Here is a 16,327-nt window from a genome sequence, read left to right on the forward strand (position 1 = left end):
TGACATATGAAGCACTTCATGAAGATTAAGTCATGGAACACTCTCGCTGAACGACAATAAATCGTCCATTTTTCAAGAATGTTCCACGTGGAACGTAACTCTATGAATTGACTCAGGTACGCGGTGCAACGGTTCCGCACTGCGCGCCCAGCCAGACGGCACGAGTGTCCATGCTGCCGTTCTGTTGCTGACCAGTGGCGTTAAACGTGCCTACAACGTTGGTGGTGAACTCGCGATCACTGAGGAACTGCGCCTGTCCTGTGCCCTGAGCCTTGGGGCAGCTGAACTGGAAATTCCAGGTTTTGCCATTGCGTGCAGTGATTTTCTGCGTGCAGCCTGATTTGGGATCGGTCAACGGGATATCGTCCGATTTAACCTGCGCAGGCGTCAGGCAAACACGCACGCCCTGGCCGCCCAAGGTTACACCCTGCTTCTGCATCATCTGCTCCATCATGGCGCGTTGCTCGGGCGGCAGGTTTTTCAGTTGCCCCAGCATCAGCTGCAGATCGGGCAATTGCTGACCGTCCACTTTCATGTTGCTGGAAGTCAGTTCCCACAAGCCAGGTTGCAGCATCTGGGCCTGAGCCAGCGGCGTCGCCAGACAGAAAAACCACGCCAACATACGTTTATTCATTTGAGTATTCCTGAGCGGCAGTGACAGATACACAAAGCCGGAACAACCGGCCGGAAGATGAGCCTTAGACGACGTAACCGCTGCCCAGTTGCACCGGGAATAAAATAGCGACATTCCGGTTCAGCTGTGGTCTGTTAGGCAGCAAAGCCGAGGAGCATTGTTCCACATGGATTATCACGACCCGTATTTTTTCGGTTACGTCCTGGGTTTCATTCATTTGTTGGGCACTGGTGCCGCGATTCACGCGCTGCTGACCGTACGCACCTCGCAAGGCGCAATTGCCTGGGCGATGCCGCTGCTGTTCATCCCCTACTTCACCCTGATTCCGTATCTGGTCTTCGGCCGCAGTTCGTTCGATGCGTATATCAAGGCGAGGCGTGAGGCCAACCAAGAGATGCGTGTCGCCATCGGCAGCCTGAACTGGCGGCCCTGGATCGAGGAAGCTGTCGCGGCGCGTCGTTCGAAAGCCTACACATCGCTGCGCGCCATGCCCAAACTCGGAAACATGCCAGCGCTGGCCAACAACAAGGTACGGCTGTTGATCAACGGCGAAGAAACATTTGGCGCGATCTTCGAGGCCATTCGTGCGGCCCGGCAAACCATACTGGTTCAGTTTTTCATCATCCATGACGACGCGCTCGGCAGGCAGTTGCAAACCCTGCTGCTGGAAAAAGCCGCGGCAGGTGTGTCGATCTTTGTGCTCTATGACCGAATCGGCAGCCACGCTTTGCCTGCGACCTACATTGACAGGCTGCGTGCTGGCGGTGTGCAGATCAAAGCGTTCGCCACCCACGGCGGCTGGCTCAACCGTTTCCAGATCAACTTCCGCAACCACCGCAAGATCGTGGTCGTGGACGGCCTGAAAGGCTATATGGGCGGACACAACGTCGGCGACGAATACATGGGACTGAAACCGCCGTTGGCACCCTGGCGCGATACTCACGTGGAAGTCATCGGGCCTGTGGTTGCCTGCCTGCAGGAGTCATTTGCCGAAGACTGGTTCTGGGCCACTCGCGAGCTGCCACCCTTGAGCCTGCCGGAAACCTTCCCCGAAGACGGCGTGCTGTGTCAGTTGCTGGCCAGCGGCCCGGCGGACGCTCAGGAAACCTGCTCGCTGTTCTTCGTCGAAGCCATCCATGCCGCAGAAGAGCGCGTCTGGATCACCAGCCCTTATTTCATCCCGGACGAGGCCGTGTCAGCGGCCCTGCGGCTGGCAGTGCTACGCGGCGTGGACGTCCGCCTGCTGTTGCCCTCACGTCCAGACCACTACGTGGTCTACGCCGCGTCCAGTCTGTACGCGTTCGATGCTGTCCGCGCTGGCGTACGGGTTTTCCGCTACGGGCCGGGCTTCCTGCATCAGAAAGTCGTCCTGGTGGACAACGAAATCACCGCCATCGGCAGCGCCAACCTCGACAACCGCTCGTTCAGGCTCAACTTCGAATTGATGCTGCTGACCGTCGACCCTGACTTCTCCAATCAGGTCGAAGCCATGCTCAACGCCGATTTCGCCCAGGCCCGGGAAATCTCTATTCAGGAAAGCCGTGAGACACGAAGGTTGCACCAGCTGGGCATGCGGGTGGCTCGGTTGATCTCGCCAATCCTGTGAAGCAAAGGCGGCCATGGCCCGAGTGCGTGACTGCGCCCCGCCCTGCAGCCTGAATAGTATGAACACGCTGCACGTGCAGGAGCGCCGCCGTCGCCAACGGCGGTCCTTGCTTTTGCACCTGTAACCGATAAGAAAGCCGCATTGATGTAACGCAGCTTGCGCCTGACGATCACCGATAAATATCCTCCCGCGTCAACGGCAGCCCCGTCCCGCCGTCGGCAAAGGGCTTCACAGCCAGGATCTGATGCAGATTGATCCAGCCCCGCGCGAACGCATAAGCACAGCCTGCAAGGTAAATTCGCCAGATGCGTAAGGTATGCTCCGGCACCATCGCAGCGGCTTCGCTCAAGCGGGATTCGAGGCGAGAACTCCAGTGCTCCAGCGTTTTGGCATAATGCGGCCGCAGGCTCTCGACATCGACGACTTCCAGTCCGGCTTCGCTGATGTATGAGCTGATCATTGCCATGTGCGGCAACTCACCGTTCGGGAATACGTAGCGGTCTATGAACTCGCCCGCCCCGCGCCCGACAGGTCGTCCATCGGTATGCCTGGCGGTAATGCCGTGGTTCATCACAAGACCACCCTCTCTCACCGCGCCAAACAGTCGCTGGGTGTAAAGCGGCAGGTTGGCGTGGCCTACGTGTTCGAACATACCGACGCTGACCACTTTGTCGAAGCGTCCATCCTGCGGCAAATCGCGATAATCGAGCAGTTGAAGCTCGACCTGATCGTCGAGTCCATCAGCGGTCACCCGTGCGCGGGCAAGCGCCAACTGCTCGCGGCTTAAGGTGATGCCGAAGACTTTCGCGCCATATTCACGGGCTGCAAAACGCGCCAGACCGCCCCAGCCGCAGCCGACATCCAGCAAATAATCACCGGGTCTGAGGCGCAACTTGCGGCACAGGTGATGAAATTTATCCTGCTGCGCCTGTTCCAGCGATTCGTTGCCGGTTTTGAAGTAGGCACAGGAATAGACCATCTCTTGGTCCAGCCACAGTTGGTAGAACTCGTTGGAAAGGTCGTAGTGGTACGAAATGGAGGCAGCGTCAGTATCCTTGTCGTGCCGGGTGCGCACAGGGGTGTCGGACTCGTCCTGCTCTTCCACCAGCGCGTGGGTCAGCTCGTCGCACACCCGCACCACTTCACTGATGGAGCCCTCGAGTTCGAGTCTGCCTTCCACGAACGCGCTGCCAAGCAGGTCGAGACTGGGATGGGTGAAGTCGGAGACAAGTCGCGGATCCTTGACGACAATCGTGACACTGGGATCAGGCCCCAGGTCCATCTGATGACCGTCCCAGAGCCTGAGACGCAGCGGCAGATGAAGGTTTTGCAAGACCGACGGAAGTTGCGTGAGCATGATGAATCACCCCCTTATCCAGAAACTCGAATAGAGCATCCAAGACAAGCCCTCCAAAAGGGCCGATAGGCTATTGGCGATGGCGACACTGCATTGAATCAACTTCCGGGGAACAGCCTTGTGCCCACTGACTCGAGCCAGACGACAGCCTGAATTTGGACCGCACTCTGTTGAATGACTCTTAATCTGTAACAGAGTTCTTCAAAGCTCAAGCCATTTCTTATACTTAAAAGATCTGTAATGACTCAGGCTTTTCAGGCAAAACGGCGATGCTCGCGACCTGCGAGGTCGCTCACAACGTGCTCAGCGGTTCCTGAAAACGTAGCAGACGCCCGGCATTGCCCAGGACCAGCAACGTGCTCAGGTTATGCAGAATAGCTGCAATCATTGCCCCGGCTGCTCCCAGCAGGCCGAAGGCGGCCAGCGCGACAATGGCCAGCGTCCAGCCAAGGCCAATGATCACATTGACCTGCAAGGTATGACGGCAGCGGCGGCTGAGGCGTACGCAGGTGCCCAGACGACGCAGATCGCTGCCGATCAATACGATATCGGCCGACGCGAGCGCGATGTCGGCACCGCCTGCTCCCATGGCCACGCCCACCACGCCCGCCTTCAGTGCCAGCGAGTCATTGACCCCATCACCCACCACCATCGGTCTGAAGCCGCTGCCGATCTCGCTCATTACCCGGTTGAGTTTGTCTTCGGGCAGTGCTTGGGCATGAACGTCGGTGATTCCGACTTCACGCGCCAGTTGATCAGCCACGCCCTGGCGGTCACCGGTCAACAGCAGTTGCCTGCCCATGCCCAGTTCGCGCAACGCCTGCAGCGCCGCCTGGGCTTCCGGTTTGAGGGTGTCGGCCAGCAACAGCCAGGCGAGGAATTCGCCATTCAGCGACAGACCCGCCAGCGGGCCGTCATGCTCAGGGACGCTGGGCGTGGCGATATCCAACTGCTCGAACAACTCAGGACGACCCAAGGCCGCATCGCCCTGCCCGGTCGACGCCACAACGCCCAAACCCTGACGTTCGCGAATATCAGTCAACGGCAGCAGCGCGCTTTTATCCACAAGCCCGGCCAGTGCGCGGCTGACCGGATGACTGCTGGCGGATCCAAGGCTGGCCGCCAACTCAAGCAATTGAGCGTGTTGCGCGCCTCGCGCCTGTATCGACTGCAAACGCAGGCGCCCGAACGTCAGCGTGCCAGTCTTATCCACCACCAGTGAGGTCAGGTCCGCCAGTTCTTCCAGGAAGGCCGAGCTTCGAATCAGAATTCCGTGACGCGCCGCGACGGCGATACCGGCGATGGCGGTTGCCGGGGCTGAAAGTACCAGCGCGCATGGACAGGCGGCGACCAGCACCGCCAGCATGGCCTGCGCATCGTGGGTGATGAACCAGGTCAGCGCAGCAATCAGCAACACCAGCACCATGTAACTGCCTGCATAACGCTCCAGCAGACGGGTGATCGGCGGTTTGGAGCGCTCGGCGCTCTGCATCAGGGCGATAACCTTGCCGAGCGTGGATTCATCACCGATGCGCGTCACTTCAATGCGCAGCAGCCCATCAAGGTTGATCGCGCCCCCGAATACGTCCACGCCGATTGTGGCTTCCAGTGGCACCGACTCCCCGGTGATCGACGAGGTGTCGAGGCTGGCCTGTCCGGACAGCACCCGGCCATCCGCAGGAACACGGTCCCCGGCCCGCACTTCGACCTGATCACCCGCTTTCAGGGTGGTGTTGTCCACCTCGCGAATACTGCCGTCCTGGGCCAGCAGTCGGGCATGGCTGCGGGTCAGACGACCCAGCGCCTCGATGGCTTCCTGAGAGCCGATCACGCTGCGCTCTTCCAGTACGTGGCCGAAGATCATGATGATCGGCAGCAACGCGGCGGTCATCAGGTCACCGGTAGCCCACGCGCCCAGCATCGCCAGCGCGATCAACTGATCAGTGATGCCATGCAGGCTCGGGTGCCGCAGGCTGTGCCAACCGGCGCTGACCACTGGAATCGCAACCAACAGCGACGCAGCACCGAGCAGCAATTGGCTGACACCGGTCTGCTCCGGCGCAATAAAACGCCAGATCAGGCCTAGCCCCAGCAAACCCAGCGCCAGCATGGCCAGCGTCAACTGCCGGGCTGCACTGCGCTGTTCGGCACCGCTCAGCATGCTGCCGACCGCTTGCGCGTTGACAGGCTCGTGGGTGTGGATGGCTTCGCCACTCATGGTTGTGCTCCCTGAAGGATCAGGCGGGAATCGTCTTTGGGATCGACCGTGGTCACGGAACCGGCCTGACGCAGAATGGCGGGCACCCGCTCGCGATAGATACGCTGCAACAGATCGGGGTCATCCCGGTTCTTGACGGATTGTGCAAGGCTGACCACGGCAGCGGTGTCGGTCTGCGCCTTGGCCAGCCGCTCGGAAGCCTGAGCGTGGGCGACCTGCAGGGTACGGTCGGCTTGCTGGTTGGCGGTCTGAGTCAGCTTTTCGGCGTCAGTACGCGCATTGGCCACGGCCTGATCGGCCTGTTGGCTGGCAGTCAGCACCGCGTTGAACGCATTGACGGCCGAGGGCGGCAGGCTCGACTGCACATCGACGCGGGCGACCTCGATGCCGATGCTCATCCCGGCGTCTTTCAGCGCGGCCAGACGCTGATTGATGCCGCGCACCAAGTCACCTCGCAGACGTTCACGCCGTTCGGCAGCCTGGCTGTCCGCGCCCATCAGTTCAGGGCGCGCGACCAGAATCGTGTCCAGGTCCCGCGCTGCAGCCAGCGCCACCGCACTGCGGTTGACCAGGCGGTCCAGCGCAGGCTCTACATGATCACCCTGCAACACGAAGGCATAAGGGTCCGTGACCTTGTAGAACACGGTCACGTCGAGCTGGACCACACCGGCATCGCCGGTCAGCAGAAAGCCCGAACCTGCCAGCGCATCGCTGATCGGTGCCGACAGGGTCGCGATTTCATCCGCCTTCTGCGCCGCCGACGAACGCAGCAGGGTTTCGACACGTCGTTCGATGACTCGGTCCGCCGAGGGCAGCAACACCACCTGCTCGAACGGCTGCGGCCAGGCGGTCAGCAAGCCTGCGTTCTGGATGCGTTCCAGCGCACCGAAACGCATGACCACTGCACGGTTCTGCGGGTCGATCTGACGCACGTTGGACGTTATCCAGCCCAGCGCCGCCAGAAGCGTTACACCGTATAACCCCAGAAACGCCAGGCGGCTAGCCTGTAGCCAGGGTCCGTTGACCGCAGGACGCTGAACGTTGGTGTCGCCAGACGGCTCACTCATGGCTGTGATCCGCTCTTGCCGTCCAGCGTTGGCGGGCCGTCGACCAGCACACGGAACGGCGCTGCATCGGTGCGCAGAATCAGCCGCGTGCTCGGCGTCACGACAGTGCCCAGCGTGTCCAGCGAACGCAGCAGGTTGTAGAGCTGGGGCGAGCCGGCATAGGCGCGCCCGTAAATCTGCGCGGCCTCGACACGTGATTGCGCTTCGATGTCAGCGGCCTTGACCGTGGCGTCGGCTTCCACGATGCGCGCGTCGCGCTCGGCCGCGGAACGAATCTGCGCCGCCTCGCGCTTGCCGACGGCGGTCCGTTCGGTGGCAATGGTTTCGCGTTCGGCGCGCATCCGGTCTACGGTGGCGTTGAGCGTCACCGACGGCAGCGTCAGGCGCTCGACGCCGACCTGCATCACCCGCACGCCATAGGTGGCGAGCAACTGCTGATCAATCTGCTGGCGCAACTGGTTCTCGAACGCCGTGATGTTCACTTTGCTGGCATCTGTGTTGATCAGGCTCGACAGGTCGAAACTGCTTGCCGTGGTTTCCAGCGCCGAGCCGACGAACGTCCGAATCTGCCGCGCCGCTTCATCCGGCTGGTTCTGCACGGCGCGCATGAAACGCTGCACGTTGTCTGCGTCGCCCTGAACCTGCCACGCCACATAAGCCTGAACGATGATCCGCAAGCCATCACGCGTGCCGACATCCTGCAGACCGCTGGAGGTCGTGCGCAGGCGCAGGTCCACCGGAATGGTCGCTTCGAACGGCGCAGGCCAGCGCCAGTTCAGACCCGGCTCCAGCAGCACACGGGAAGGGTTACCGAAACGGGTGACAACCGTGGCTTCGCCCGAGCGCACCTGCACCAGACTTGCTGCGGCGATGGCGAACGCAATCAGGACCGCGGCCAGACTCGCCCGCCGCCAGGGAAACGCCGCCGGACCCGCCGCGTCATGATGATGGTGGTGATGACCGTGACCACCGTGATCGTGGGCACCGTGGTCGCTGTGATCGTGATGATGATGAAACAGACTCAAGGGACGACTCCTTACTGAGCGGCTTTACGCGGCGCCGTTGGGTCTGCCGGTGGGGTGAAGGAACGCAGGTCGATGGTCGGCGCGTTATCGCCGCCCAGACGGTGATCGAGTATCAGCAATTTCGCATTGCCCAGACCTTCATTGAGGCGGGTCAGGTAGTGCTCCAGCAGGAACGCCCGCCCTGCGCCGGTGTAGGCCTGACGCTCGGCGTCGAAACGCAGGTCTGCGCTTCGGGCCGTGGCCAGTACTTCGCGGGCCGTGGCGCTGGCCTGATCATGGGCGACGCTGGCGTTGAGTTGAGCCTGGTTGGCCTTGTCGCTGGCCGCGCCGCGCTCGCGGGCAATCAGTGCCTGCGCGCCGATCTGCGCGGCCTGCACCGCGTGATAGGCATTGGCGGCACCGGCAGGCGGATGAATCGCCTCGACCACGGTGGCGAGAATTTCCACGCCGCTGTCCAGACGCTGGAGGTCGGCCTGTACGGCCTTGCCGATGTCATCCGACAGACCACTGCGCTGCTCGCCGAGCAGTTCATCCAGCGTGCGTGAAGCGAAGTCATGCACCAGCACGCGGCTGGCAGTGCTGCGAATCAATGCCGGAACATCGGCGCTGTTGTAGGTCGCCGCCAGGGCGGCCGCATCGGTCAGGCCAATCCGGTAGACGAAGCGCACGTCCATGTTGACGATCTGGAAGCTCTGTTTGGCGCCGGCGCTGCTGGCAATGACCTGGGATTTCTCATTGATGTGGCTGGCGTCCCACAAGCGATTGGCACTGGCCGGTGGCGGACCTTCGGCCGGGTCGGCCACCTGCTCGGCGGCACTGGCAGGCGATACGCTGGCGGCCAATTCATGAACCACGCCGTTCTCGACCGCCAGGACACGACCGAACGGCCATGGCAGACCCGCATGCAAACCAGGACCAAAGACCTCGACCGGCTTGCCGAAGCGTTCATAGATGCCACGCGCCTGCAGCGGAATTTCGTGCACGCCGGTCAGCGCCCAGCCCAGCAGGGCAACGACCGCCAGCACCGGCAGGAAGGCCCGGCGCATGTAGGTGAACGCCCAGATCTGGCGCAAGTCGATGCCGAAGCGGTTGTGCAGTTCGTGCTGCAGGGCCATCAGCGGACGCGGAGGCCAGCGCAACAGGTCGGCAATGAAACTGCTGGCCAGCAGACGAGGCTCGATCCGCTCGTTGCGGGGGCTGAACAACGACAGCGCCGCACGCGCGAGAAACTCGATGGCAACCGCCATTGGCAGCAAACCGATCAGCACAGCCAGACGGGCAGGCCAGACCCGATCGACTCGGGAGAAGAACAGACACAGGGCTGCGACCAGGAACACGACAATCGTCATGCGCACCAGACGCGACAATGGCTCGGCTTCAGGCCACTGGGCCTCGCCGCTCAACTGCCGCTCCAGCACCAGCAAGCCGAACGTCATCAACAGCAGGACGCTGCCCGCAAGATTGGCGACTGACGAGATATCGTTGCCGAGCAGCGTCAGGTTCCAGATCGCCTGGATACTGATCAGAACCAGAAGCGCCCATCCGGCCAGCCACAGGGTCGAAACGCCTATCTGGTGCAGCAGCGATTCACTGGATTGGCTCAGGCGAGTGAGCAGACGCTCATACCAGCCGCTGTCATCGACATCAGCCTCCCCATCGAGCACAGACAGATCGCGCTCTGCATGCGCCGGAACATCCAGCACGCGGGCACGCCAGCTCGCGACGCTACGGGCCGACTGCAAACCGGCCGCGAGCAACAGAAGCGCCGCGCAACTGTTGACCAGTGCGGCCATCCACAGCGAGCCGGGAGAAAACAGATCGATGAAAAATGCCAGCACCAGCCCGAAGAGGCCAAGCCCGGCAGCAACATACATCAGGCGTGCGAGACGTCGCGCCTGACGCGCCGCCATTTGAAAACGCGGCAGACCTTCAAGGTCCGCATGTTCAACATCCAGATCAACCCGCATCACTACCCCGAACCTGCTCACTGTCGCCCTTGGCCCGCTGGAGGCCTGCATCGGCGGTCTGAATGCTGCCGCATCATAGCGTTACGATGTAACACTCGCCGTGAAATTTTCGTCAGGTTCAATGCCTGTTCAGGTCGGTATGAGACGGGCGAGATTTTCATCCCTGAGACACGTCGCACAAACAGTACTGCGTAGTACGAGTCACATTATGTTTCACTAGCGGCCTGGCCTGTGCCGCTTCGTTTGTTGCCACAAGGCCGGGTAGTTATCCACAGACACGGATGCTCTTCGTTGATTTCTATCTACCAGCTCAAACCGCGCTTTCAGAACCTGCTGCGGCCCGCCGTGCAGCGCCTTTACGACAGGGGCGTGACGGCCAATCAGGTCACCCTTGCCGCCTGCGCCGTATCTTTGCTGGTGGGTGGCGTCGTCGCCCTGTCGGTGCCGCACTATGCCGTGTTCGCCCTGATTCCGCTGTGGATGATCCTGCGCATGGCACTCAACGCCATCGATGGCATGCTCGCCCGCGAATTCGGCCAGAAGTCGCGGCTCGGGGCTTATCTCAACGAGCTGACCGACGTGATCGCTGACAGCGCGCTGTTCCTGCCCTTCGCGCTGATTTCCGACGTGAGTCTCGGACTGGTCCTGGCCGTGACCCTGCTGGCGATTTTCACTGAATACGCAGGTGTGCTCGGCCCGATGGTCGGCGCTTCCCGACGCTATGACGGTCCGATGGGCAAAAGCGACCGCGCGCTGGTATTCGGCGTGCTGGGCGCTGGCGTTGCCGTGGGGTGGCTCGCCGCCCTGTAGATAAATCTGGTGCTCGCCCTCGTCTGCGCGTTGTTGATGTACACGCTGTACAACCGCGTCCGGCGCGGCCTGGAAGAACAGACCTCGCCTCAAGAATAAGCAGCCAAAAGCCTCCGGCGTAAGGGAGTTGCAATGCGTGAGATGAATGATCGGCGCTTCACGACTCATGACGGGGTAGAGCTTTTCTACCGCCATTGGCCCGCTGTGACGCAGGCCAATGACGCGCCTCGACAGGCCATCGTGTTGTTTCACCGGGGTCATGAACACTCGGGACGCATCGCGCATCTGGTCGATGAACTGGACCTGCCGGGTTTCGATTTCTTTGCCTGGGATGCTCGTGGCCATGGTCAGTCACCCGGCGCGCGCGGCGACAGCCCAAGCTTCGCGACCAGCGTTCGGGACGTGCAGACCTTCGTCGATCATCTGAGCGTGACGTTCGAGATACCGGAAGAGAACATGGCGGTGATTGCCCAGAGCGTCGGCGCAGTCATCGCGGCCACCTGGGCTCACGACTATGCGCCGAAAATCCGCTCGCTGGTCCTCGCCTCGCCGGCCTTCAAGGTCAAGCTGTACGTGCCTTTCGCTCGTTCGGGACTGGCGCTGCTGCGCAAGTTCAAGGGCAACTTTTTCGTCAACAGTTACGTCAAGGCACGCTTCCTGAGCCACGATCCGCAGCGCATCGCGTCCTATGACAGCGACCCGCTGATCACCAAGGCGATCTCGGTGAATGTGCTGCTGGGGTTGTACGAAGCCGCCGACCGGGTGGTTGCCGACGCGCATGCGATTCAGATCCCGACTCAGCTATTGATCTCGGGTGCCGACTTCGTGGTGCATCGCGGTCCGCAGGAGCAGTTTTTCGACCGGTTGGGCAGCGTGCGCAAGGAGAAACACATCCTGCCGGGATTCTTCCACGACACACTGGGCGAGCGGGATCGTCATCTGGCGATCAGCCGTGCACGACGCTTCGTGCTGCAGAGTTTCGAGACCCTGGTGGCGCGCCCTTCCCTGCTGGATGCCGACAAGCTGGGCGTCACCTGCGCGGAGTCCGAAGAACTGGCCGCGCCGTTGCCACACAATTCGCTGCGCGACCTTTACTGGCGCATGACTCGCGCCAGCCTGCGTCTGGGCAGCAAGTTATCCACAGGCGTGAAACTGGGCTTCGACACTGGCTTCGATTCCGGCAGCACGCTGGATTACGTTTACCGCAACAAACCTGCCGGCACTGGCGCGCTGGGCCGGATGATCGACAAGAACTACCTGCAATCCATCGGCTGGCGCGGCATCCGTCAGCGCAAGCTGCACGCCGAAGAGTTGCTGCGTCTGGCCATGGCGCACCTGCGCAATCAGGGCAAGCCGGTGCGTATCGTCGATATCGCCGCCGGACACGGCCGTTACATCCTTGAATCGCTGCACGGCGTGGAACCGCTGCCGGAATCCATCCTGCTGCGCGACTACAGCGACATCAACGTGCGCGACGGCAGCCTGCTGATCGAACAGAAAGACCTCGAAGACGTCGCACGCTTCGTCAAAGGCGATGCCTTCGACCGTGCCGACCTTGCAGCGCTGGACCCCAAACCCACACTGGCCGTGGTCTCGGGTCTGTATGAGCTGTTCGCCAGCAATCAGATGGTCGGTGATTCGCTGGCCGGACTGGCAGCCGCTGTCGAGCCTGGCGGTTATCTGGTGTACACCGGTCAACCCTGGCACCCGCAACTGGAACTGATCGCCCGCGCCCTGACCAGCCACCGTCAGGGACAAGCCTGGGTCATGCGCCGCCGCAGTCAGTCGGAGATGGATCAACTGGTCGAAGCCGCAGGCTTTCGCAAGATCACCCAGCGTGTGGATGAATGGGGGATTTTCACGGTGTCCCTCGCGCAGCGCATTCAGTGAACGCGGTTCGCCAGCCCGGCCTGTGGAAAAGAGCGGTGGTCTGGCTGTTGCTGCTGGCGCCGTTCTTCTTCGCCAGCTACGGCTTTGCCACCTGGTACACAGCCCAGCGCGATGATGTCGGCAGCATGGCATTCGGCTGGGAAAGCCATCTGCCGTTCTGGGCCTGGACCATCGTGCCCTACTGGTCCATCGACCTGCTTTACGGATTCTCACTGCTGGCCTGCCTGACGCGCCGCGAACTGGATACTCACGCGTTACGCCTGTTCAGCGCGCAGTTGATCGCGGTCACCTGCTTTCTGCTCTGGCCGCTGCGTTTCACCTTTGAACGTCCGGAACTGGATGGCCTGTTCGGCTGGCTGTTCGCAGTGCTGGCCGGGTTCGACAAGCCGTTCAATCAGGCGCCCTCGCTGCATATCGCACTGCTGGTGGTGCTGTGGGTCTGCTACGACCGCTATGCACGGCACTTTCACGTGGCATGGCGCTGGTTGCTGCACAGCTGGTTCGCACTGATTGGCGTGTCAGTCCTCACAACGTACCAGCATCACTTCATCGACTTACCCACAGGCGCACTCGCCGGTTGGCTGTGCATCTGGCTTTGGCCGGATGAAGGCCGCAGCCCAATGCTGACTGCGAGGCTGACCCGACAACGGCAGCGTCTCAAGCTTGCGCTGTATTACGGAGTTGGCGCACTGCTGCTGGCGATACCCGTATTCACGCTGGGCGGCGGCTGGCTCTGGCTGGCGTGGCCTGCGCTGTCCCTGCTTCTGGTCGGCCTGAATTATCTACTGTTCGGTGCCACGGGTTTTCAAAAACGCGCCAACGGAAGGTTATCCCCAGCGACCCGCTGGCTGATGGCGCCATACCTCATCGGGGCGTGGATAAATTCTCGGTTGTGGACAAAAAAGCGGCCTGATTCCGATCAGGTTGTGGACAACGTCTGGCTGGGCCGTATTCCGAGTCAAAAGCAGCTGCAACCGTTCAAAGCAGTCGTGGATATGTGTGCGGAATTACCCCTGAAGGCAGGTGCGCGAAGTTATCAACAGGTCGCCGCCCTGGATCTGGTGCCGCTGACCGTCGAGCAATGCCAGCTTGCGGCTGAAGCCATTGAGCGTTTGCGCTTGAATGGCCCGTTGCTGGTGTGCTGCGCGCTGGGCTATTCGCGCAGTGCAATGGCCGTGGCTGCCTGGTTATTGCTCAGCGGACGGGCCAAATCTGTGGATAACGCAGTCGAGTTGATTCGTCAGGCGAGACCGGGTGTTGTCCTGCGCAGCGGACATGTGGATATCTTGAATACTTTCGCAGGGTTTTCATTTAAAGCGCCCGTACCTGGCTAGTTGCACGTAGTGGCCACGCGCGCCCCCTGTGGGAGGCGGCTTGCCAGCGATGAACGATCACGCGATGTACCTGATACACCGTGTCGACCTCATCGCGGGCAAGCCCCCTCCCACGGGCCGGTGTTTGCCCCATGACAGCGCTGCATTGACGCCACGGTGAGGCTTGCCACGGTCAGCGTTCGCAAGTCGTTACTGAAATAATTTATCCACAGGAGTGCTCGTTCATGTCATTGGAAATGCAGTTGCACGTGGTGGCCGCGCTGCTTCGGCGCGGTAAGTCGCTGGATTATTTATCCACAGGGCTTTTGCTGCTGAGCCTGCTGTTTGGCCTGGTGCAGCTGTGGATAGGTTCTGCAAGCCTTTTGATGATGGTGCTTGTGGCGTGCATGGTCCTGACCGGGGCGCTGGCAAAGTCCCAGGCGTTCCGGGTCGCTTTCGATGCAGATCTGTTCCAGCACATGGCTGACCGTCCCAGCCAGTTGAGTGACCGTACTCAGGAGCTCGATCAAGTCTTGGCTGATCTCAAGCTGCAGCCTGCCGAGAAAGGCGGCCGCAACTGGGCGCTGCGTACTCAGGGTGCGCTTCGGCAGTTGCGTCTGCAGGTGCGCTACATCGTGCTGCAGTTGCTCTGGCTGCTGGGCATCATCTTCATCTTTCCCTGGCTGTCCTTCGCCCAATAGGAATTGTCATGTTCGAACCTCTGGTCGCCACGATCATCACTGCCGGTGCGCGCAGCATTACCGGCGCTCGCAGCCTGTGGCTGGGCTGTACCCCCGAGCCCCGGCAGCGGATCTACTTTGCCAATCACAGCAGCCACGGCGACTTCGTACTGCTCTGGGCCTCGCTGCCGCCCGCCCTGCGCAAGACCGCCCGGCCAGTCGCCGGTGCCGATTACTGGCAGTCCAGCCCGTTGCGCCGCTACATCATCAACCGTGTGTTCAACGGCGTACTGGTAGACCGTACGCGCAGTACGCCAGACAGCAACCCACTGCAACCCATGCTTGAAGCGCTGGAAAACGGCGATTCGCTGATCCTGTTTCCAGAAGGTACGCGCAACCCGGATGAAGGACTGCTGCCCTTCAAAAGCGGGCTGTATCACCTGGCGAAAAGTTATCCCCAAGTGGATCTGGTGCCGGTGTGGATATCCAACCTGAATCGGGTCATGCCCAAGGGGCGAATGCTGCCGCTGCCATTGTTATGCACAACCAGCTTCGGCGCGCCGTTGCGGCTGGACAGTGAAGAGAGCAAAGAGCAATTTCTCGCCCGCAGTCGTGAAGCACTGCTGGCCCTGGCACCGGAGCCGCTGTGATGGATAACCAGACTCAACTGCTGTTCATGGGCATTGGCGCCGTTCTGCTGCTGGCCTCGCTGATCGGTTATGTACTCAAGCGCCGCGCAGGCGGACCGAACTCGGTCATCGACAACCTGAACGCGCGGATCAACGCGTGGTGGGTCATGGTGCTGGTGATCGGCATCGCCTTCTGGCTGGGCCAGGGTGCGGTCATCCTGTTGTTCTATGCGGTGTCGTTCTACGCCTTGCGCGAATTTCTGACCCTGACGCCCACCCGGCGCAGCGACTATCCGGCACTGGTGGCCGCGTTCTATCTGGCGCTGCCGTTGCAGTACGTGCTGATCGCCATGAACTGGTACGGGCTGTTCTCGATCTTCATTCCGGTCTACGTGTTCCTGCTGCTGCCAATCCTTGCCTCGCTGGGTGGCGACAGCAAACACTTCCTGGAGCGCGCCTCGAAAGTGCAGTGGGGCCTGATGATCGCGGTGTTCTGCGTGTCCTACGTGCCCGCACTGCTGACCCTCGAAATCGCGGGTTACGAAGGCCGCAACCTGCTGCTGATCGCTTATCTGGTGATCGTGGTGCAGATATCGGACGTGCTGCAATACGTGTGCGGCAAGCTGTTCGGCAAACGCAAAATCGCGCCTAACCTGTCGCCATCCAAAACGGTCGAAGGCTTCGTCGGCGGCATCGCCCTGGCCTCGCTGATCGGCGGCGCGCTGTTCTGGATCACGCCGTTCAACCCGTGGCAGTCGGCGCTGATCGCACTGCTGATCAACCTGCTGGGTTTCGCGGGCGGCATCGTGATGTCGGCCATCAAACGCGACCGTGGCGTGAAGGACTGGGGCCACATGATCGAGGGCCACGGTGGCATGCTCGACCGGCTGGACTCGGTGTGTTTCGCCGCGCCGATTTTCTTCCATCTGGTGCGTTACTGGTGGACATGAGGCCGCTTGCGCAGTCCTTGGCGGCTGATCAATAAGCGCGCCATCCGGCTTTTGGTGCGTGTCTGACAGTTCCGCCGGTCAACGAAATGATTGCTGAATATTGCATAGCCACTACGCGCTCGACGCTCTGCAAAAACATTCCGTTGACCTGCCGTTCGCACCCGACTCGCTTGCAGGCCTT

The 16,327-nt window shown here is 61.3% G+C and carries 12 protein-coding genes and 1 pseudogene; 7 read left to right on the top strand and 6 right to left on the bottom strand.

The genetic code is table 11. The annotated features are described in order from the left end of the window. Nucleotides 1-112 precede the first annotated feature (112 nt). A complete protein-coding gene (locus KDX39_RS10365; protein ID WP_099231160.1) occupies nt 113-634 on the bottom strand; it encodes a DUF3617 domain-containing protein in 522 nt (173 codons plus the stop codon). Nucleotides 635-800: 166 nt separating this feature from the next. Here KDX39_RS10365 and cls point away from each other — a divergent pair, with 166 nt between their 5' ends. Continuing rightward, nucleotides 801-2,240 (top strand): cardiolipin synthase, encoded by a 1,440-nt coding sequence (gene cls, locus KDX39_RS10370; protein WP_231660278.1) that lies wholly within the window; start codon nt 801-803, stop codon nt 2,238-2,240. A 169-nt stretch (nt 2,241-2,409) separates the two neighbouring features. Here cls and cfaB read toward each other — a convergent pair whose 3' ends face one another. The 5 genes from cfaB to hflK (KDX39_RS10395) form a co-directional block, all read right to left on the bottom strand. Further along, nucleotides 2,410-3,597: a C17 cyclopropane fatty acid synthase CfaB gene (cfaB, locus tag KDX39_RS10375; protein ID WP_099231156.1), complete on the bottom strand. Its 1,188-nt coding sequence runs from the start codon at nt 3,595-3,597 to the stop codon at nt 2,410-2,412. Nucleotides 3,598-3,889: 292 nt separating this feature from the next. Continuing rightward, nucleotides 3,890-5,815, bottom strand: coding sequence for a cation-translocating P-type ATPase (locus KDX39_RS10380; RefSeq protein WP_231660280.1), 1,926 nt, complete (start codon nt 5,813-5,815; stop codon nt 3,890-3,892). After that, nucleotides 5,812-6,882 carry a protease modulator HflK gene (gene hflK, locus KDX39_RS10385; RefSeq protein ID WP_231660281.1) on the bottom strand — a complete coding sequence of 357 codons (1,071 nt, stop codon included), beginning with the start codon at nt 6,880-6,882 and terminating at the stop codon, nt 5,812-5,814. Before hflK (KDX39_RS10385) ends, KDX39_RS10380 begins: the two co-directional genes overlap by 4 nt. Beyond that, nucleotides 6,879-7,907, bottom strand: coding sequence for a protease modulator HflC (gene hflC / locus KDX39_RS10390; protein ID WP_099231150.1), 1,029 nt, complete (start codon nt 7,905-7,907; stop codon nt 6,879-6,881). The genes hflK (KDX39_RS10385) and hflC overlap by 4 nt, the downstream gene beginning before the upstream one ends. An 11-nt stretch (nt 7,908-7,918) precedes the next feature. Further along, nucleotides 7,919-9,874, bottom strand: a complete 1,956-nt coding sequence (gene hflK / locus KDX39_RS10395) for a protease modulator HflK (RefSeq protein ID WP_231660283.1) — start codon at nt 9,872-9,874, stop codon at nt 7,919-7,921. A gap of 291 nt (nt 9,875-10,165) precedes the next feature. Between hflK (KDX39_RS10395) and KDX39_RS10400 the strand changes: the two are divergent. The 6 genes and pseudogenes from KDX39_RS10400 (at nt 10,166) to KDX39_RS10425 (ending at nt 16,146) form a co-directional block, all read left to right on the top strand. After that, a pseudogene (locus KDX39_RS10400) lies at nt 10,166-10,783 on the top strand (CDP-alcohol phosphatidyltransferase family protein). Nucleotides 10,784-10,816: 33 nt separating this feature from the next. Then, nucleotides 10,817-12,574, top strand: coding sequence for a bifunctional alpha/beta hydrolase/class I SAM-dependent methyltransferase (locus KDX39_RS10405; protein ID WP_231660285.1), 1,758 nt, complete (start codon nt 10,817-10,819; stop codon nt 12,572-12,574). Next, nucleotides 12,571-13,908, top strand: coding sequence for a phosphatase PAP2/dual specificity phosphatase family protein (locus KDX39_RS10410; RefSeq protein WP_231660287.1), 1,338 nt, complete (start codon nt 12,571-12,573; stop codon nt 13,906-13,908). The genes KDX39_RS10405 and KDX39_RS10410 overlap by 4 nt, the downstream gene beginning before the upstream one ends. Nucleotides 13,909-14,132: 224 nt before the next feature. Continuing rightward, nucleotides 14,133-14,588, top strand: coding sequence for a hypothetical protein (locus KDX39_RS10415; RefSeq protein ID WP_099231140.1), 456 nt, complete (start codon nt 14,133-14,135; stop codon nt 14,586-14,588). Nucleotides 14,589-14,596: 8 nt separating this feature from the next. Then, nucleotides 14,597-15,217 carry a lysophospholipid acyltransferase family protein gene (locus tag KDX39_RS10420; protein WP_184322475.1) on the top strand — a complete coding sequence of 207 codons (621 nt, stop codon included), beginning with the start codon at nt 14,597-14,599 and terminating at the stop codon, nt 15,215-15,217. Then, nucleotides 15,217-16,146 carry a phosphatidate cytidylyltransferase gene (locus tag KDX39_RS10425; protein ID WP_025995482.1) on the top strand — a complete coding sequence of 310 codons (930 nt, stop codon included), beginning with the start codon at nt 15,217-15,219 and terminating at the stop codon, nt 16,144-16,146. Before KDX39_RS10420 ends, KDX39_RS10425 begins: the two co-directional genes overlap by 1 nt. The last annotated feature ends 181 nt before the right edge of the window (nt 16,147-16,327 follow it).

The organism is Pseudomonas sp. CDFA 610 (assembly GCF_021147865.1).
Taxonomy (GTDB): Bacteria; Pseudomonadota; Gammaproteobacteria; order Pseudomonadales; family Pseudomonadaceae; genus Aquipseudomonas; species Aquipseudomonas alliivorans.